Source organism: Pseudomonas sp. SDO5271_S396, assembly GCF_054071795.1.
The window spans coordinates 15,732-33,905 of record NZ_JBSVWB010000062.1 but is presented as its reverse complement, the minus strand read 5'-3'; the positions used below and the strand labels follow the sequence as shown (position 1 = coordinate 33,905).

General features: G+C 61.5%; 14 protein-coding genes and 2 riboswitches. Of the genes, 8 read left to right on the top strand and 6 right to left on the bottom strand.

Features of this window, described 5'->3' with window-relative positions:
• Positions 1–50 precede the first annotated feature (50 nt).
• The 4 genes from ACW9IN_RS27325 to cobW are packed head-to-tail and all read right to left on the bottom strand — an operon-like array spanning position 51 to position 6,537.
• Positions 51–653, bottom strand: coding sequence for a vWA domain-containing protein (locus ACW9IN_RS27325; RefSeq protein WP_457368779.1), 603 nt, complete (start codon positions 651–653; stop codon positions 51–53).
• 53 nt (positions 654–706) lie between these two features.
• A complete protein-coding gene (locus ACW9IN_RS27320; protein ID WP_457368778.1) occupies positions 707–1,705 on the bottom strand; it encodes an ATP-binding protein in 999 nt (332 codons plus the stop codon).
• On the bottom strand, positions 1,705–5,466 hold the full coding sequence (cobN, locus tag ACW9IN_RS27315) for a cobaltochelatase subunit CobN (RefSeq protein ID WP_457368777.1): 3,762 nt from the start codon (positions 5,464–5,466) through the stop codon (positions 1,705–1,707). The genes ACW9IN_RS27320 and cobN overlap by 1 nt, the downstream gene beginning before the upstream one ends.
• A 3-nt stretch (positions 5,467–5,469) precedes the next feature.
• The gene (cobW, locus tag ACW9IN_RS27310) at positions 5,470–6,537 is read right to left on the bottom strand and encodes a cobalamin biosynthesis protein CobW (RefSeq protein ID WP_457368776.1); all 1,068 of its coding nucleotides are present in this window, start codon (positions 6,535–6,537) and stop codon (positions 5,470–5,472) included.
• Between the two features lie 93 nt (positions 6,538–6,630).
• A riboswitch (cobalamin riboswitch) is annotated at positions 6,631–6,830 on the bottom strand.
• 265 nt (positions 6,831–7,095) lie between these two features.
• Here cobW and ACW9IN_RS27305 point away from each other — a divergent pair.
• The 6 genes from ACW9IN_RS27305 (at position 7,096) to cobM (ending at position 10,259) form a co-directional block, all read left to right on the top strand.
• Complete coding sequence (locus tag ACW9IN_RS27305) at positions 7,096–7,290, top strand: hypothetical protein (RefSeq protein WP_457368775.1); 195 nt, start codon at positions 7,096–7,098, stop codon at positions 7,288–7,290.
• Positions 7,291–7,343: 53 nt separating this feature from the next.
• Positions 7,344–7,772, top strand: a complete 429-nt coding sequence (locus ACW9IN_RS27300) for a hypothetical protein (protein WP_457368774.1) — start codon at positions 7,344–7,346, stop codon at positions 7,770–7,772.
• A gap of 77 nt (positions 7,773–7,849) precedes the next feature.
• A riboswitch (cobalamin riboswitch) is annotated at positions 7,850–8,052 on the top strand.
• 97 nt (positions 8,053–8,149) lie between these two features.
• Positions 8,150–8,338: a CbtB domain-containing protein gene (locus tag ACW9IN_RS27295; protein ID WP_176997787.1), complete on the top strand. Its 189-nt coding sequence runs from the start codon at positions 8,150–8,152 to the stop codon at positions 8,336–8,338.
• Positions 8,339–8,349: 11 nt separating this feature from the next.
• Complete coding sequence (locus ACW9IN_RS27290; protein ID WP_457368773.1) at positions 8,350–9,054, top strand: CbtA family protein; 705 nt, start codon at positions 8,350–8,352, stop codon at positions 9,052–9,054.
• Positions 9,051–9,443, top strand: a complete 393-nt coding sequence (locus ACW9IN_RS27285) for a cobalamin biosynthesis protein (protein ID WP_457368772.1) — start codon at positions 9,051–9,053, stop codon at positions 9,441–9,443. The genes ACW9IN_RS27290 and ACW9IN_RS27285 overlap by 4 nt, the downstream gene beginning before the upstream one ends.
• 69 nt (positions 9,444–9,512) lie before the next feature.
• Positions 9,513–10,259, top strand: a complete 747-nt coding sequence (cobM, locus tag ACW9IN_RS27280; protein WP_457368771.1) for a precorrin-4 C(11)-methyltransferase — start codon at positions 9,513–9,515, stop codon at positions 10,257–10,259.
• Between the two features lie 220 nt (positions 10,260–10,479).
• Here the strand turns inward: cobM and nfuA are convergent, their stop codons facing one another.
• Both nfuA and ACW9IN_RS27270 read right to left on the bottom strand, forming a co-directional pair.
• Positions 10,480–11,064 (bottom strand): Fe-S biogenesis protein NfuA, encoded by a 585-nt coding sequence (gene nfuA / locus ACW9IN_RS27275; RefSeq protein WP_457368770.1) that lies wholly within the window; start codon positions 11,062–11,064, stop codon positions 10,480–10,482.
• Positions 11,065–11,158: 94 nt separating this feature from the next.
• Complete coding sequence (locus tag ACW9IN_RS27270) at positions 11,159–13,450, bottom strand: fatty acid cis/trans isomerase (RefSeq protein WP_457368769.1); 2,292 nt, start codon at positions 13,448–13,450, stop codon at positions 11,159–11,161.
• A 166-nt stretch (positions 13,451–13,616) separates the two neighbouring features.
• Here ACW9IN_RS27270 and metH point away from each other — a divergent pair, with 166 nt between their 5' ends.
• Together metH and ACW9IN_RS27260 are read left to right on the top strand one after the other, a co-directional pair.
• On the top strand, positions 13,617–17,327 hold the full coding sequence (gene metH / locus ACW9IN_RS27265) for a methionine synthase (protein WP_457368768.1): 3,711 nt from the start codon (positions 13,617–13,619) through the stop codon (positions 17,325–17,327).
• Between the two features lie 247 nt (positions 17,328–17,574).
• The gene (locus tag ACW9IN_RS27260) at positions 17,575–17,793 is read left to right on the top strand and encodes a DUF2970 domain-containing protein (protein ID WP_457368767.1); all 219 of its coding nucleotides are present in this window, start codon (positions 17,575–17,577) and stop codon (positions 17,791–17,793) included.
• The last annotated feature ends 381 nt before the right edge of the window (positions 17,794–18,174 follow it).

Below are 18,174 nucleotides of genomic sequence, written 5' to 3'. Positions count from 1 at the left end.
GCCTATCAAATGTGGGAGCTGGCTTGCCTGCGATTGCAGCAACCGAGGCTCTACAAACCATCGATATGCCGATAATCCAACTGCAACCCGGCCGCCAGCGCTTGCGCCCGGCCCAACCGGATCGGACCCCGCTCGATGTCCACCAGCAATCCTGGGCACGCCAACTGCGGTAAACCGGCAATCTCTTTGAGCCGTCCATCGGTGATCACCAGCAAACGCTGATGTTCCGCTGGATAACGCTTGCGCCTGGCGACCAGCCAATGCCCGGCTTCGGTCAGCGCCGCCAGCAACGGCGTCCCCCCACCAGCACCGAGCCGATCCAGCCAAACCGCCAAGCCTTTTGCGGCTTTCAAGCCCTGAACCTGCCACTTCGGCGCTTGCCCGCTGACGGTCAACAACGCCATGCGCGCCCGCTGCCGATAGGCATCATCGAACAGTTGCGCCAACAAGCCCTTGGCATCCGCGAGCGCACGATGCCGGCGCGTGGACGCCGACGCGTCGACAATCACCAGCCACAGCTCATGGGCCGCACGGCTGCGCAGATGAAACAGCAGATCCTCACGGGCGCGAGGCCGGCCAGCCAACAAGGTGCCCGGCCAATTGATCGTCCCCTGCTTCGCGCTGCGCGCCTTGCCGTGCCTGCCTCTGTCCAATCGTCCTGCCTTGGGCCGGGCATCCGCCCCCGCGTCAGGTCGAGGGCGAATGCCTAGGGCTTTTTTGGCCAGGCGGGCACATCCCGGCGTGCGCCGGTGGGCAGAGCCGGCGCGGGCATGTCGCCCCACTGGCCCTGGCCGGGCGAAGTATCAGAGGCCTGGGGCGATTGCCCCTCACTCTGTGCGCTGGCCGGTGGGGATTGGGTTTGACGGCGATGACGCAACGCAAACTCGGCAACCGCTTCGATATCTTCTTCAGCGATGGCGATGGCCCCGCGCCAGGCCGCATGGGCGCGCGCGCCACGCAGCCAGACCAGGTCCGCGCGCAAGCCGTCGACGCCGGCGGCGAAACAGCGCTCGGTGATCTGCGCCAGCGCTTCATCATCCAGCGCAATGCTTTCCAACCGTGCCCGCGCCTCAACGCAACGCTCACGCAACGCCGCCTGGGGCTCGGCCCACTGCGCGCAGAAGGCGGCCGGATCGCTGTCGAAATCCAGGCGACGACGGATGATCTGCCCACGCTGCGCCGGCACGGCCTGCCCGCTCAACGCCACGTTGAACCCGAAGCGGTCAAGCAGTTGCGGGCGCAACTCGCCCTCCTCCGGGTTCATGGTGCCGATCAGCACAAACCGCGCCGAATGCCGGTGGGAAATGCCATCGCGTTCGATCAGGTTGGTGCCGCTGGCGGCCACATCCAACAGCAGGTCCACCAGATGGTCGGGCAGCAGGTTGACTTCATCGACGTACAACACGCCGCCATCCGCCTTGGCCAGCACGCCGGCGGAAAACTGCGCGCGGCCTTCACCCAGCGCGGCGTCCAGGTCCAGGGTGCCGACCAGACGCTCCTCGGTGGCGCCCAACGGCAAGGTGACGAATTGACCGCTGGCCAGCAGATCCGCCAGGCCACGGGCCAGTGTGGACTTGGCCATCCCGCGCGGGCCTTCGATCAACACGCCGCCGATCTTCGGGTCGATGGCGGTCAGGCACAGGGCCAGCTTCAGCTCGTCGGCGCCGACCACGGCGGACAGCGGAAAATGCGGAGTATCAGTCATCAGCTGTCTTCTTCTATATCCAGCAACAGGTTTTCCAACGCTTCCTTGTAAGCCCCGGGCTCCTGCCACAAACCGCGCTGCTGAGCCTCGAGCATGCGCTCGGCCATGTCACGCAAGGCCGCGGGGTTGTGTTGCTGCACAAAGTCGCGGGTGTCCGGGTCAAGCAGGTAGGCATCGGCAAGCAAGGCGTATTGATGATCGTCGATCAACTGCGTGGTGGCATCGAACGCGAACAGATTATCCACGGTGGCGGCCATTTCGAACGCACCTTTATAGCCATGGCGCTTCACACCGTCGATCCACTTGGGGTTGGCGGCGCGGGAACGGATCACCCGGTTCAGCTCTTCCTTCAAGGTGCGGATCTTCGGCAGGTCCGGTTGGCTATGGTCGCCGTGGTAGCTGGCAGCCTTGTCACCGCTCAGGGTTTCCACGGCAGCGAGCATGCCGCCCTGGAACTGGTAATAGTCATTGGAGTCGAGCAGGTCGTGCTCGCGGTTGTCCTGGTTCTGCAAAACCGCCTGCACCTGGCTCAAGCGTCGGCCAAATTGCTCGCGGGCGGCGGTACCTTCGTCCGAGCCGCCGTAGGCGTAACCGCCCCAGTTCAGGTAGACCTCGGCCAAGTCTTCGCGGCTTTGCCACAATCGACCATCGACCGCGCCCTGTACACCGGCGCCATAGGCCCCGGGCTTGGCACCGAAGATCCGCCAGCCGGCCTGTTTGGCCGCAGTCTCTTCGTCAAGGCCCGCCAGACGCAAAGCCTCGCGCTCGCTGCGCACCCGGGCGGCCAGGGGGTTCATGTCATCCGGCTCATCCAGCGCCGCCACGGCCTGCACCGCCGCATCGAACAGGCGAATCAGGTTGGCAAAGGCGTCGCGAAAGAAACCGGACACCCGCAAGGTCACGTCGACCCGTGGACGGTCCAGCAGACTGATCGGCAGGATTTCGAAGTCGTCCACCCGCTGGCTGCCCGTGGCCCATACCGGGCGCACGCCCATCAGCGCCATGGCCTGGGCGATATCGTCGCCGCCGGTGCGCATGGTCGCGGTGCCCCATACCGACAGACCGAGCTGGCGCAAATGGTCGCCGTGATCCTGCAGGTGGCGCTCCAGAATCAGGTTGGCCGACTGAAAGCCGATGCGCCAGGCCGTGGTGGTGGGCAGGTTGCGCACGTCCACCGTGAAGAAGTTCCGCCCGGTGGGAAGCACGTCCAGACGGCCACGGCTCGGCGCGCCGCTCGGCCCCGCCGGCACGAAGCGCCCGCTCAAGGCGTCGAGCAAGCCGCGCATTTCTGCCGGCCCACAGGCATCCAGGCGCGGCGCGACGACGATGCGCAGGCTCTCGATCACTGTTTTAACGTCTTCCCAGCCGGGCTCTTCCAACTGTTCAAGTGGCCCTTCCAGCGCCTGCTCGATCAACCGCGCGGCATACCGCTCCAGGCGTTCGCGGGTGTCGCCAGCGGTGCGCCACACCTGGGTATCGATCTGCTGCAATACCGCCGGGCGCCGCCCGGTCCAGGGTTCGGCCAACGCACAGTCGAGGGGGTCGAAACCCAGTTCGAAGGCCTTGGCGATCACCCGCAGCAGGCTTGATTGCGGGCCGCGTCCATCACCTCGGGGAATGCGCAGCAACGCCAGCAAAGTGTCGATACGCAAACGGCCTTCGGGCGATTCGCCGAAAATATGCAAGCCATCGCGGATCTGCGACTCCTTCAAATCGCACAGGTAAGTATCCAGGCGCGGCAGCCAGACGGCGGCATCGGCGTCGCTGTCCAGCTCAAGCTCCTGATCGATGCGGGTTTCGCGCACCAGCTTGAGGATGTCTTTCTGCAACTCCAGGGCGCGGCGCGGGTCCAGCAGTTGCGCTTCGTAGTATTCGTCGGCCAACAGCTCAAGATTACGCAGCGGACCATAGGTTTCAGCGCGCGTCAGGGGCGGCATCAGATGGTCGATGATCACCGCCTGGGTACGCCGCTTGGCCTGGGCGCCCTCACCCGGGTCGTTGACGATAAACGGATAGATGTTCGGCAGCGGCCCCAGCAATGTATCGGGCCAGCAGTTTTCCGACAGACCGACGCCCTTGCCGGGCAACCATTCAAGGTTGCCGTGCTTGCCCACATGGATCACGCCATGGGCGCCATAGATGTGGCGCAGCCAGAAGTAGAACGCCAGGTACGCGTGCGGCGGCACCAGGTCCGGGTCGTGGTACACCGCACTGGCATCCACCTGATACCCCCGTGCCGGTTGAATGCCGACAAAAGTCAGGCCCAGACGCAGACCGGCGATCATCAGGCGTCCGTCGCGGAACATCGGATCATTCTGCGGGGCGCCCCAACGCGCCAGCACTGCCTGGCGATTGGCTTCGGGCAAACGATTGAACAGCACCTCGTACTCATCCAGGCCCAGGCTTTGATGGCAAGGGCGCAGGTCGAGGCTGTCCAGATCATTGGTGACGCCGCCGAGCAACGCGTGGATCAGGTCGGTACCGCTCGCCGGCAATTCGCTCGGCAGCGGATAGCCCTCGGCGCGCAAGGCACGCAGGATATTCAGCGCCGCCGCTGGCGTATCCAGACCAACGCCATTGCCGATACGGCCATCGCGGGTCGGGTAGTTGGCGAGGATCAGCGCGATGCGTTTTTCGCCATTCGACACCCGTGCGAGTTCGACCCAGCGTCGCGCCAGTTCGGCAACAAAATCCATGCGCTCCGGCGCCGCCCGGTAGCACACCACATCCGACTGGCTGCGCTCACTGCGCCAGGCCAGGTCCTTGAAGCTGATCGGCCGGCTGATAATGCGCCCGTCCAGCTCCGGCAAGGCAATGTGCATCGCCAGGTCACGCGGGCCCAGGCCCTGCTCGCTGGCCTGCCAGCCGGGCTGGTTATCCTGGGCGCAAATGGCCTGGATCACCGGGATATTGCGCCGAAACGGCCGCAAGTGCGGCGCTTCAGGCGTGGATTGGGCAAAGCCGGTGGTGTTGAGAATCACCGCAACCTGCGCGTCATCCAGCAAGTTCTCGACCACCGTCAGACAGCCGGGCTCCTTCAGGCTGGCCACTGCGATCGGCAACGGGTTGAGCCCCGCCGCCTGCAAGCGCTGGCAGAACACATCGATGAATCCGGTGTTGGCGGCCTGCAAATGGGAGCGGTAGAACAGCACCGCCGCCACCGGCCACTCTGCGCGCCAGTCCGCCTGCCAGTCGTTCAGGCGCGGATGGGCGTGATGTGGATGATAAATCGCTGTGCGTGGCAGGGTTTGCGGCTCGGACCAGGCATAGTCGCGGCCCAGGTAACCGCTGGCCAGGCAGCGATAGAAATCCAGCGCATTACCCAAGCCGCCCTGGCGCAGGAAGTGCCACAGACGGTCGCGTGCTTGCTCACCTACGGTGCTCAGGCTGCTGAGTTCCGGGTCCGGGCGATCGTCTCCCGGGACCAGAATCAGCTGCACCCCGCGTTCAGCCAACTCCACCAGGCGTTCAATGCCGTAGCGCCAATAACCGATGCCGCCATGCAGCGAAATCAGGATGACTTTGGCGTGGCGCAGCACTTCGTCGACATACAGGTCGACCGAGGCATGGTTCTGCACCTGCATCGGGTTGGCCAGACGCAGGCTGGGGTAATCGTCGGGCAACTGCTGGGCCGCTTCGGCCAGCAGCGCCAGGCTGGAGTCGCCACTGCACAGGATCACCAGTTCGGCGGGGGTTTGTCCAAGGTCGGCAATATTGTCGTCCGAGACGAAACCACCGGGCTGGGTCCTGAGCAGGTGCATGGGTCAGACGCTGAGGGCAGCGCGCAGTTGCGCTTCGAGGCCCGCCGCATCCAGTTCCTGACCGATCAGTACCAGGCGCGTCGTGCGGGCTTCATCGGCGCCCCAGGCACGGTCGAAATGCTTGTCGAAACGCGTGCCCACCCCCTGGATCAACAGGCGCATCGGCTTGTTCGGGATGGCCGCGAAGCCCTTGATGCGCAGGATGCCGTGTTGCACCACCAATTGGGTCAGCGCGTCGAGCAGCAACGCTTCGTCGGCTTGCGGCAGGTCGATGGAAATGGAGTCGAACGCGTCGTGATCGTGGTCATGGTCGTCTTCACCTTCGTGGTGATGATCGTGATGGCTGTGACGACCATCGATGTGCTCTTCGGAGCCGGCGCCCAGGCCGATCAGTACGTCCAGCGGCAGACGACCGCTGCTGGCTTCGACGATCTTCACCGCTGGCGGCAGTTCTTCGGCGACTTCCAGGCGTACCCGGGCCAGGTCTTCCGGGTTGATCAGGTCGGTCTTGTTGAGGATCACCAGGTCGGCGCTGGCCAGTTGGTCGGCAAACAGCTCGTGCAGCGGCGATTCGTGGTCCAGGTTCGGGTCCAGTTTGCGCTGGGCATCGACTTGGTCCGGGAAAGCGGCGAAGGTGCCCGCGGCCACGGCCGGGCTGTCGACCACGGTGATCACCGCGTCGACGGTGCAGGCGCTGCGGATTTCCGGCCACTGGAAGGCTTGTACCAAAGGTTTTGGCAGGGCCAGGCCCGAGGTTTCGATGAGGATGTGGTCAAGGTCGCCACGACGGGCTACCAGTTCGCGCATCACCGGGAAAAACTCTTCCTGCACGGTGCAGCACAGGCAACCGTTGGCCAGTTCGAACACCCGGCCAACGGCCTCTTCTTCGGTGCAACCGATGGAGCACTGCTTGAGGATTTCACCGTCGATGCCCAGCTCGCCGAACTCGTTGACGATCACGGCGATGCGACGGCCCTGGGCGTTGTCGAGCATATGGCGCAGCAAGGTGGTTTTGCCCGAGCCGAGGAAACCGGTAACGATGGTGACGGGGAGTTTGGCCAGTGTTTTCATCGGATGCCCTTTGGGGCGGGCATACGGGACGATAGGCCCTGCGACGGCGCGCAGCAGCGGATTTCGTCACCGGATCACCCCGCCCGGTTGAAGTAGAAAATCGGTTGCGAGGCAGGTCTCCTGGCTTGGGGCGTGCGGGTCTTGCGACCGGCGCTGGCTGCGCCTTCCCGCCGTTTTGGCAGTGGCGTGGCAGTCAGTTGAACCCTTCACAGTTGCGGGGGCAGCCGCGGCTTGGACCGCGTTCCCTTCTTAGCTCCGGCCTGGGCTGGAGAACCTCGAGGGTGCAAGGCTACGCAGTGCAGTCGGGATGGTCAATGTCAGCGGGCTTTATTGAAGAACCCACAAGCACACTGCCTGCCGACATTGCAGGCCTGATCATATTGACGCGAATACATGACGTATGAATTTGCAATACTTATCAACCCTGTACATGGAACAATTAAAAGACCCACGCCACATAGGGAAGGCAGCACAAACATTCTGTCTAGTTAAGTCAGCCATAAACTTGACATCTCCTAGACAGTTAGCCATCCAACATATAACAGTTGAGATAAACCTATGTCTACTTCCACCTCTATGCGCACCGACGTCACCCCGCATTTCGCACAACTGAATGAAACCTCACAAACTTCAACCTCACGCCCTCTTGCGGCGTTGGGTGATAAAGAATTGGCGATAAAAGTAATGGAAATGGGCTCTGCGCTCGATCCCTGGGGAAACAACTTCTTCACGATCCATACCGCCTATCAGTGACACAAGGCAAACTGGAGAACGGCCAACCGGCTACCCAAGAACAAATGGACACGATGAAAGAGTTCCTGGCACGCCCTGACCTTTATAACCTTCTCGATCTCATGCCCAATGGTGGCGTCGAAGACGGAAAAATATATCTGGACTCAGTTGCAACATTTGCGGAAGAGATTTCGCAGGTGAGTGATCGTAGGTTGATGGAGTTTGCCAAGCTATTTCATAGCACTTTCGACACCACAGGTAACGGCTATGTCAACTTCAACGAACTAAAAAAAGCCGAAGATCGCGACATTCCCGAACTGGCAAAAAAAGTTGCCCGGGAATTACTCGCACGCCCAGAACTCCTTAAGCAATTGGATATTGGTATCGGCTTCCTCGGGTTCGCAGGCAAGGATGATGAACGCTATGACGTTACCAACCTCGACTATATGATTAAAAACAGTTCCAGGCGGGTTAATTACCTATTCAGGAGTCGAACTGTCTGATCTGTCGGAAGGACGAGGCGTATAACACTTGAGTCATCAACCTCTGGTATTTGACGCGCATTGCTCGCCCATGCTCTCCTACACACCTTGTTTCGGGTGCCCTTCACAGGGTGAAACGGGAAACCGGTACGCCATACCCCTATGGCAAGTCCGGTGCTGCCCCCGCAACGGTAAGCGAGCGAAGCGTCAGATCCACTGTGCATACGCATGGGAAGGCGACACTTTCAAAGGCGAACAGCCCCTCGCAAGCCCGGAGACCGGCCCGAAAAAATCAGATAACAAACCCGCGGTGGGCGGGCGCTGTTCAGAACCCTGCGTGCCTGGCTCGCGGGGTTTTCATGCGCTCGTATCACCCTGAAACCCTGAAGGGACGCGCCATGTCGATCATCAGCAGCACTTCGCACGCCACAGGCAACACCACCACTCTCAGCCAACGCCTGACCGCCGCCATCGGTGCGTCGATCCTCGGCGCGTGCCTGGTGTATTTCGCCGGTTTCTCCCATATCGAAGCGGTACACAACGCTGCTCACGATACTCGCCACAGCGCCGCGTTCCCGTGCCACTGAGACCTGCCGACATGATCAAGCGTATTGCCCAAACCGCAGGCTTCACCGGCCTGCTGGCCGCCCTGCTGCTGACCCTTTTGCAAAGCTTCTGGGTCGCCCCACTGATTCTGCAGGCGGAAACCTACGAAAACGCCCCCGCCGCCACCGAAGTGGCCCATGAGCATGCCGAAGGCGCCGCCGCCCACAGCCATGATGCCGAGGCCTGGGAGCCGGAAGATGGTTGGCAGCGCGTGCTGTCCACCACCGGTGGCAACCTGGTGGTCGCCGTCGGTTTTGCGCTGATGCTTGCCGGCCTCTACACCCTGCGCGCACCGACCCGCGCCGCACAAGGCTTGCTGTGGGGCCTGGCCGGTTACGCCACCTTCGTGCTGGCGCCCACCATGGGCCTGCCGCCTGAGCTGCCGGGCACTGCTGCGGCCGATCTGGCGCAGCGTCAGGTCTGGTGGATCGGCACCGCCGCCTCCACCGCCGCCGGTATCGCGCTGATCGTGTTTGGCCGCAACTGGCTGCTGAAAGTACTGGGCGTGGCGATCCTCGCAGTGCCGCATGTGATCGGTGCCCCGCAACCGGAAGTCCACTCGATGCTGGCACCGGAAGCCCTGGAAGCGCAGTTCAAGATCGCCTCGCAGTTGACCAACGTCGCCTTCTGGCTGGCCTTGGGCCTGATCAGCGCGTGGCTGTTCCGTCGCAACCGTGACGATCAATACGCCGCATGATTCTGGCGGTTGGCCTGGGGTGCCAGCGGGGCTGTGATGTTCGTGCCCTGCTGGAGCTGTTTGACAACGCCCTCGCGGAGGAGGGCGTTGATCGCAACAGCATCACCGCACTGGCCAGCATCGATTTGAAAAAGGACGAGCCGGGAATACTGGCCTTGGCCAAGGTGTTGAAACTGCCGCTGCACTGTTTCAACGCGGAACAACTGGCGGTTTTTGCCGACCGCCTGAGTCACACATCCGAGGTCGCATTCGCCCATACCGGCTGTTACGGCATCGCCGAAAGCGCCGCCCTGGCCCTGGCCGAACACCTTTCGGGGACTTCTGCCCGCCTGCTGATCACCCGCAAAAAAAACGCCCAGGCCACCTTTGCATTGGCGTGCGCCGGCTAAAATCCCGATAATTGCGCACCCCGATCATGAGCGATTTTCATGCTCGCCCGTTTTTAAACAGGATTTTCCATGACCGTCTACTTCATCGGCGCAGGCCCCGGCGACCCGGATTTGATCACTGTCAAAGGCCAGCGGCTGATCCGTAACTGCCCGGTGATCCTCTATGCCGGCTCGCTGGTGCCTGCAGCGGTGCTGGAAGGTCATCGGGCGGAAACCGTCGTCAACAGCGCCGAATTGCATCTGGAACAGATCATCGACCTGATCAAGGCAGCCCATGAAAAAGGCCAGGACGTAGCGCGAGTGCATTCCGGCGACCCGAGCCTGTACGGCGCCATCGGCGAGCAGATCCGTCATTTGCGCGAGCTTGGCATTCCGTTCCAGATCATCCCTGGCGTGACGGCTGTATCCGCCTGTGCGGCGTTGCTGGAAACGGAACTGACCCTGCCGGACATCGCCCAGAGCGTGATCCTGACCCGTTATGCCGATAAAACCAGCATGCCCGCCGGTGAGGCGTTCGACAGCCTGGCACAGCATGGCACGACCATGGCGATCCACTTGGGGGTCAACCATCTGGAGAAAATCGTCGCCGAGTTGCTGCCACATTACGACGCAGATTGCCCGATTGCCGTGGTGCACCGGGCGACGTGGCCGGATCAGGATTGGGTGGTCGGTACTTTGACGGATATTGCTGAAAAGGTGGCGATCAAAGGTTTTCGGCGCACTGCGCTGATCATCGTGGGCAGAGTGTTGGCAGACGACAGCTTCAGCGAATCCTCGCTTTACCGCGCCGGCCATGCACACCTCTATCGCCCGTGAAGGAACGCGCCCACTCTATTGATTGTTCCCACGCTCCGCGTGGGAATGCAGCCATGGACGCTCCGCGTCTGCCTTTGAAGTCGTGACGCGGAGCGTCACAGGATGCGTTTCCACGCAGAGCGTGGGAACGATCGGCATGGATAGTGCACCGCATTAAATTTCAGGCATAAAAAACGGCGCTCACGGGGCGCCGTTTTTTCGTTCGCAGTGAACGCCTTACTCAGTAGTAGGCGTTTTCTTTCTGCGTGTGGTCGGTCACGTCACGTACGCCCTTGAGCTCCGGAATACGCTCGAGCAGGGTGCGCTCGATGCCTTCGCGCAGGGTCACGTCCGCCTGGCCGCAGCCCTGGCAGCCGCCGCCGAACTTGAGCACGGCGATGCCGTCGTCGACCACGTCGATCAGGCTGACCTGGCCGCCGTGGCTGGCCAGCCCCGGGTTGATCTCGGTTTGCAGGTAGTAGTTGATGCGCTCGTTCACCGGGCTGTCGGCGGTAACATTCGGCACCTTGGCGTTGGGCGCCTTGATGGTCAACTGGCCGCCCATGCGGTCAGTGGCGTAGTCGACCACGGCGTCATCAAGGAAGGCTTCGCTGAAGGCATCGATATAGGCGGTGAAGCTTTTCAGCCCCAGGGCGGTGTCTTCAGGCTTTTCTTCACCGGGCTTGCAGTAGGCGATGCAAGTTTCGGCGTACTGGGTACCCGGCTGGGTGATAAAGACGCGGATACCGATACCCGGGGTGTTCTGCTTGGACAGCAGGTCAGCCAGGTAATCGTGGGCGGCGTCGGTAATGGTTATGGCAGTCATGGAAACTCCTCACAGGCTTGCCGGCAGTTTACGCCAAAATATTACGCAGGTACAAAGTCCGAGTAATTTTGTCGGAAAAGACCGGCACCACCCGTCAGAGGTTTTCATAGCGATTCATATCCAGCACGCCCTCTTCCACCGGCGTGGTTTCGTGGATGTAGCGCGATAGATCGTGGAAATACTGCCAGAACAGCGGATGACTGCGCCGCACACCCCAGCGATCGACGATCTTTTCAAAGCGCTTGGCGTCCTTGGCCCGCTCCATTTCGGTGACGAACTCGGGCACTTCCCGTGCCGGAATATTGAACATGAAGTTCGGGTAACTGCTCAGCACGCCCGGGTAAATGGTCACAGTGTCCAGGCCCGGCTGATAGCGATAAGCCTCACCCAGCAGAAACGCCACGTTACTGTGGGCGCGATTGCGCAGCATGCTGTAGACCACGCGCTTGCCGCTGTCGGTTTGCACCCGCAGCATCGTGGCTTCCGGCAATTGATCGATCACCTTGAGCCCCGCCGCCGGGCGTGAAGTCAGACGGCTCAGCGCTTGCTCCGCGTCCTGCAGGGCCGGGTCGATACCGTCGCGGGAGCAATAGGCGCCGCTGCAGCGGTTGATCGGGTCCGGACTGGCATTCAAATCGCCATAACGGCTGAGCAACTGGTTGGCAAAGTCGCGTTTGGGGTCTTTTTCGTCCAGGTGCAGGCCACTCGGCTTGCTGTCGTCAATGGCTTCATAATCCAGCCACAGCTTGATCTTGCCGCTGTTCTGGTACCAGTCATCCATGAACCCCTCACGGGAATCGGCCGGCATCAGGCGCAGGAAATTCTGCTCGGCGCCGTTGCGGATCAAGTCGAAGTACAGACGGGTCTGAGCCTGGTGCGACACGTTGCCGAACACGTCGAAGTTCACCGCCAGTTGATAGTAAGTCCGTTCCAGCAACGGGTAATCGAACAGCCACAGGGTTTGTGGCACTTCGCCGATCAGCCCCTTGGTCACTGAAGCACTGTCGAAGTGGCGGAAGATACTCAGCAAGGCATTGTCATTGCCGGCCCACAGGGTCGACCAGCTTGGCGGCGTCAGGTCGGCATAACTGTCGCGGCGCAAGGCCTCGTACTGGTTGCGTTTGTCGCGATACGCCAGCCACAGGCTCAGCACGCTGCCCACGTCATCGTTCTGCCCGGGCATGGCCAGCAGCGGCGTGGCCTGGCCGCGATAGCGTGCATCGGTGATGTACAGGTCGTGGTCGGGGTCCTGGAACAGGGTCCAGAAGTTGTCACGAATCACGTCGGTGGCAATCTGACCGCGACACACCGGCCCGCGAATGAAGGTGCGCACGAAATATTCGGCGTTATCCAGCATGAACTGGTAGCGCGCCTTCGCCGGTATGGCTTCGAAGGTTTCGAACGGGTTGGCACGACGTCCCGGGCCGTAACCCGGTAAAGCGTTGACCTGCCAGTTGCCGGCGTAGAACAACTCCTTGATGCGCGCCATTTTCGCCGCGCTGAACGGATAGGTGATGTGGGTCTTGTGCACGATCACGCCCTGCACCGGCCACAGGCGATAGTAAACCTGGGTGCCCGGGTCGTCGTTGGGGCGACGGGTGTTGATCAGGTCGATGGGCTGACCGCTCGGCGTGCGCGAGCGCACCCACTGGAAGAAATGCCCCGGCTCGCCATTCTCGAAGTAGATATGCGCCAGGAACAAATGCTCGAACAACCAGCGCGCCACCAGGCTTTCCCGGGCGCCGGGCTGATTGAACAGGTTTTCCCATTGCTGCACTTGCAGGGCTTCTTTGGCACTCGGCGCCAGGCCCTGCTCATCGATAGGCGCACCGGACGCCAGCCAACGCTGCAGGGTCTGGTATTGCTGGTCGGTAAGCCCGGTGACCGCCAGCGGCATGCCCTCCTTAGGATGGGCACCGGCATAGGCATTGAACTCACCCGGGGTGGCGCACATGTTTTCGCGGTTGAGCCCCAGCACGATCTCATCGGGCAATTTGGCATTGGGTTGCAACGGCGCGTTGTGCCCCAGCTCCAGCATGCGCGCCATCAGCGCCGCCTGGCTGCCCTGGGCATCCAGCACCGAATAGAAGCCTTTTTGCTGCCAGGCCGCCTTGCCGAAGGCGTCGTAAAACAGACGCGTCGTCGGCGTGGCCTGACCCCGTTCGCCATCGTAGACCGGCACCTTGCTCGCGCCCCGCGTCGCGCCTTCGGCACTGCCCAGGTTGAGCTGGCAGGCCGAGTCATAGCAGGCATGGCAGGCCACGCACTTCTCGGTAAAGATCGGCTGAATATCGCGGGTGTAGGAAATCGCGGGGGCAGGACTTTGTGCCTGTGTGGTGCTGGCAAAGAATAACAGCGCGGCGCTGACAATAAGGCGAAGTGACATGTATCCGGTTCCGATCCGAAGCGTACGCTGAAAATTTGCCGGTGATTCTACCGACCCACACCCCACAGAAACATGAACGATATTCATGCAAAACCCGTATCTACTCCAAATCGGCACAGGTTTGTTATGATTCTCGCCCTCCGAAATGCCTGACCAGAGTAGTCCCATGCCCGATCGTAGCGCTCGCCTGCAAGCCCTTCACCAAGCCCTCAAGGAACGCATCCTGATTCTTGACGGCGGCATGGGCACGATGATTCAGAGCTACAAACTCGAAGAGCAGGACTACCGTGGCAAACGCTTCGCCGACTGGCCGAGCGACGTCAAGGGCAACAACGATCTGCTGGTCATCACACGCCCGGACGTGATCGGCGGCATCGAAAAGGCCTACCTGGATGCCGGCGCCGACATTCTGGAAACCAACACCTTCAACGCCACGCGCATTTCCATGGCCGACTATGGCATGGAAGAACTGGCATTCGAGCTAAACGTAGAAGGCGCGCGACTGGCACGCAAGATCGCCGACGCCAAAACCCTGGAGAACCCGGACAAGCCGCGCTTCGTCGCCGGCGTGCTCGGCCCGACCAGCCGTACCTGCTCGCTGTCGCCGGATGTGAACAACCCCGGCTACCGCAACGTGACGTTCGATGAACTGGTGGAGAACTACACCGAGGCCACCAAGGGCCTGATCGAAGGTGGCGCCGACCTGATCCTGATCGAAACGATCTTTGACACCCTCAACGCCAAGGCCGCGATCTTTGCCGTGCAGGGTGTATTCGAAGAACTGAATATCGAACTGCCGATCATGATCTCCGGCACCATTACCGACGCCTCCGGCCGTACGCTGTCGGGCCAGACCACCGAAGCGTTCTGGAACTCGGTGGCCCACGCCAAGCCGCTCTCGGTGGGCCTGAACTGCGCCCTGGGCGCCAGCGAACTGCGCCCCTACCTGGAAGAGCTGTCGAACAAGGCCAACACCCACGCTTCCGCGCACCCGAACGCCGGCCTGCCCAACGAATTCGGCGAGTACGACGAACTGCCGGCACAAACCGCCAAGGTCATCGAAGAATTCGCCCAGAGCGGTTTCCTGAATATCGTCGGCGGCTGCTGCGGTACCACGCCGGGCCATATCGAAGCCATCGCCAAGGCAGTGGCCGGCTATGCACCGCGCGTAATCCCGGACATTCCCAAGGCCTGCCGCCTGTCGGGCCTGGAGCCGTTCACCATTGATCGACAGTCGCTGTTCGTCAACGTCGGCGAGCGCACCAACATCACCGGCTCGGCCAAGTTCGCCCGGCTTATTCGTGAAGAGAATTACACCGAGGCACTGGAAGTTGCCTTGCAGCAGGTAGAAGCCGGCGCCCAGGTGATCGACATCAACATGGACGAAGGGATGCTGGACTCGAAGAAGGCCATGGTGACCTTCCTCAACCTGATCGCCGGCGAGCCGGATATCTCCCGCGTGCCGATCATGATCGACTCCTCCAAGTGGGAGGTGATCGAGGCCGGTCTCAAGTGCATCCAGGGCAAGGGCATCGTCAATTCCATCAGCATGAAGGAAGGCGTGGAACAGTTCATCCACCACGCCAAGCTGTGCAAGCGCTATGGCGCCGCCGTGGTGGTGATGGCCTTCGACGAAGCCGGCCAGGCCGATACCGAAGCGCGCAAGAAAGAAATCTGCAAACGCTCCTACGACATCCTGGTCAATGAAGTCGGCTTCCCGCCGGAAGACATCATCTTCGACCCGAACATCTTCGCGGTCGCCACCGGTATCGAAGAGCACAACAACTACGCGGTCGACTTCATCAACGCCTGCGCCTATATCCGTGACGAACTGCCGTACGCATTGAGCTCGGGCGGCGTCTCCAACGTGTCGTTCTCGTTCCGGGGCAACAACCCGGTGCGCGAGGCGATCCACTCGGTGTTCCTGCTGTACGCGATCCGTAACGGCCTGACCATGGGTATCGTCAATGCCGGCCAGCTGGAGATCTACGACCAGATCCCGGTGGAACTGCGGGACGCCGTGGAAGACGTGGTGCTCAACCGAACCCCGGAAGGCACCGACGCCCTCCTCGCCATCGCCGACAAATACCGGGGCGACGGCAGCACCAAGGAAGCCGAAACCGAAGAGTGGCGTGGCTGGGACGTGAACAAGCGACTGGAACACGCGCTGGTCAAAGGCATCACCACGCACATCGTCGAGGACACCGAAGAGTCCCGGCTGTCGTTCGCACGTCCTATCGAAGTGATCGAAGGTCCGCTGATGTCTGGCATGAACATCGTTGGCGACCTGTTTGGCGCCGGCAAAATGTTCCTGCCCCAGGTGGTGAAATCCGCCCGTGTGATGAAGCAGGCGGTGGCGCACTTGATTCCGTTCATCGAACTGGAAAAAGGCGACAAGCCGGAAGCCAAGGGCAAGATTCTGATGGCCACGGTGAAAGGCGACGTGCACGACATCGGCAAGAACATCGTCGGCGTGGTGCTGGGCTGCAACGGCTATGACATCGTCGACCTGGGCGTGATGGTACCGGCGGAGAAAATCCTGCAAGTGGCCAGGGAAGAGAAGTGCGACATCATTGGCCTGTCCGGCCTGATCACGCCGTCGCTGGACGAAATGGTGCATGTGGCGCGCGAGATGCAGCGCCAGGACTTCCACCTGCCGCTGATGATCGGTGGCGCCACCACGTCCAAGGCGCACACGGCGGTGAAGATCGAACCCAAGTACAGCAACGATGCCGTGGTGTACGTGACCGACGCCTCCCGCGCGGTAGGCGTGGCCACGCAGTTGCTGTCCAAGGAGCTGAAAGCCGGCTTTGTGGAGCGTACCCGCGAGGAATACGTGGAAGTGCGCGAACGCACCGCCAACCGCAGCGCCCGTACCGAACGCTTGAGCTATGCCGCGGCCATCGCCAAGAAGCCGCAGTTCGACTGGGCCAGCTATACGCCGGTCACGCCGAGCTTTACCGGGGCGCGGGTGCTGGACAATATCGACCTGAATGTCCTGGCAGAATACATCGACTGGACGCCGTTCTTCATCTCTTGGGACTTGGCCGGCAAGTTCCCGCGCATCCTGGACGACGAAGTAGTGGGTGAAGCCGCCACCGCGCTGTACGCCGACGCGCGCGCCATGCTGACCAAGCTGATCGACGAAAAGCTTATCAGCGCCCGTGCCGTGTTCGGCTTCTGGCCCACCAGCCAGGTGCGCGATGACGATCTGGAAGTGTACGGCGACAATGGTGAAACCCTGGCCACCCTGCATCACCTGCGCCAGCAGACCATCAAGACCGACGGCAAGCCGAACTTCTCCCTCGCCGACTTCGTGGCGCCCAAGGACAGCGGCGTCACTGACTACATCGGCGGGTTCATCACCACCGCCGGCATCGGCGCCGAAGAAGTGGCCAAGGCGTACCAGGACGCGGGCGACGACTACAACTCGATCATGGTCAAGGCCCTGGCGGATCGTCTGGCCGAGGCCTGCGCCGAGTGGCTGCACCAGCAGGTGCGTAAAGACTATTGGGGTTACGCCCAGGACGAGCAACTGGACAACGAAGCGCTGATCAAGGAGCAGTACAGCGGCATCCGCCCTGCCCCGGGCTACCCGGCCTGCCCGGATCACACCGAGAAAGGCACCCTGTTCCAGTTGCTCGACCCCGAAGCTCGCGAAATGGAACCGGGCCGCAGCGGCGTGTTCCTCACCGAACACTACGCAATGTTTCCCGCGGCGGCGGTCAGCGGCTGGTATTTCGCCCACCCGCAGGCGCAGTACTTCGCCGTCGGCAAGGTCGACAAGGACCAAGTGAACAGCTACACCGCACGCAAGGGCCAGGACCTGGCCGTGACCGAGCGTTGGCTGGCGCCGAACCTGGGTTACGACGACTGATCTGACACAACACCGATAAAACTCTGGGAGCTGGCTTGCCTGCGAAGACGGTCTTTCAGTTGATGACAATATCGACTGATAAACCGCTATCGCAGGCAAGCCAGCTCCCACACAAAACCACCCCACAAAGAACTTTGATTGTTCCCACGCTCCGTGGAAACGATCGGTCATCAAGACAGTTGCTCCCACATTGTTTTTGTGGTGTTTGGACTATGCTTTCCTTCAGGCTCCGTCTTGCGAGGGATGTATGGACGATCCGGTCAACAACAAACCGCCCACCTTCTGGCAGATGCTCCACAGCGTGATGGCCGCTGCCTTTGGCGTGCAGAGCGGCAAGAACCGCGCACGGGACTTCACCCACGGCAAGCCCAGCCATTTTGTGGTGCTGGGCATTCTGTTCACCGCCGTGTTCGCCTTGACCTTGTTTGGCATCGTGCAACTGGTGTTGCACCTGGCCGGCGTTTAAACCAAAAAAAACAGGGAGCAGCTTGGCTGCTCCCTGTCTTTTTGCTTGCAGGTCGCGCCTTCTTCCTACTGATGGCTGACCCAGAACACGGCGGTCCCAACCACCAGGATTATCAGGAACAAAATCGCCCAGGCATCAACGGTACTGTCGGGTTTGCGGGCTTTGGTTGAATTGCTCATCGCATCGCCTCTTGTCGGTTTTATCGGTGATTGCTCTCAAACACGCTCACAGTAAAGTTGACGATTGTCCGCATGACAAATGTGGGTTTTCTGATAATCAGCCTCATTAGTCGATTTGGTTCTTTGCATATACTCAAACTTCACTTTTGCGCATAAACGCAAACTGGTATCGTGCGCCGGCTCCGTTGGGAGTGCGCGGCCG

Bases quoted from the DNA above. Each gene is read 5' to 3' on its own strand.
- ACW9IN_RS27320 (WP_457368778.1), bottom strand. From the start codon at position 1,705: ATGACTGATACTCCGCATTTTCCGCTGTCCGCCGTGGTCGGCGCCGAC.
- cobN (WP_457368777.1), bottom strand. From the start codon at position 5,466: ATGCACCTGCTCAGGACCCAGCCCGGTGGTTTCGTCTCGGACGACAAT.
- cobW (WP_457368776.1), bottom strand. From the start codon at position 6,537: ATGAAAACACTGGCCAAACTCCCCGTCACCATCGTTACCGGTTTCCTC.
- ACW9IN_RS27305 (WP_457368775.1), top strand. From the start codon at position 7,096: ATGTCTACTTCCACCTCTATGCGCACCGACGTCACCCCGCATTTCGCA.
- ACW9IN_RS27300 (WP_457368774.1), top strand. From the start codon at position 7,344: ATGAAAGAGTTCCTGGCACGCCCTGACCTTTATAACCTTCTCGATCTC.
- ACW9IN_RS27295 (WP_176997787.1), top strand. From the start codon at position 8,150: ATGTCGATCATCAGCAGCACTTCGCACGCCACAGGCAACACCACCACT.
- ACW9IN_RS27290 (WP_457368773.1), top strand. From the start codon at position 8,350: ATGATCAAGCGTATTGCCCAAACCGCAGGCTTCACCGGCCTGCTGGCC.
- ACW9IN_RS27285 (WP_457368772.1), top strand. From the start codon at position 9,051: ATGATTCTGGCGGTTGGCCTGGGGTGCCAGCGGGGCTGTGATGTTCGT.
- cobM (WP_457368771.1), top strand. From the start codon at position 9,513: ATGACCGTCTACTTCATCGGCGCAGGCCCCGGCGACCCGGATTTGATC.
- nfuA (WP_457368770.1), bottom strand. From the start codon at position 11,064: ATGACTGCCATAACCATTACCGACGCCGCCCACGATTACCTGGCTGAC.
- ACW9IN_RS27270 (WP_457368769.1), bottom strand. From the start codon at position 13,450: ATGTCACTTCGCCTTATTGTCAGCGCCGCGCTGTTATTCTTTGCCAGC.
- metH (WP_457368768.1), top strand. From the start codon at position 13,617: ATGCCCGATCGTAGCGCTCGCCTGCAAGCCCTTCACCAAGCCCTCAAG.
- ACW9IN_RS27260 (WP_457368767.1), top strand. From the start codon at position 17,575: ATGGACGATCCGGTCAACAACAAACCGCCCACCTTCTGGCAGATGCTC.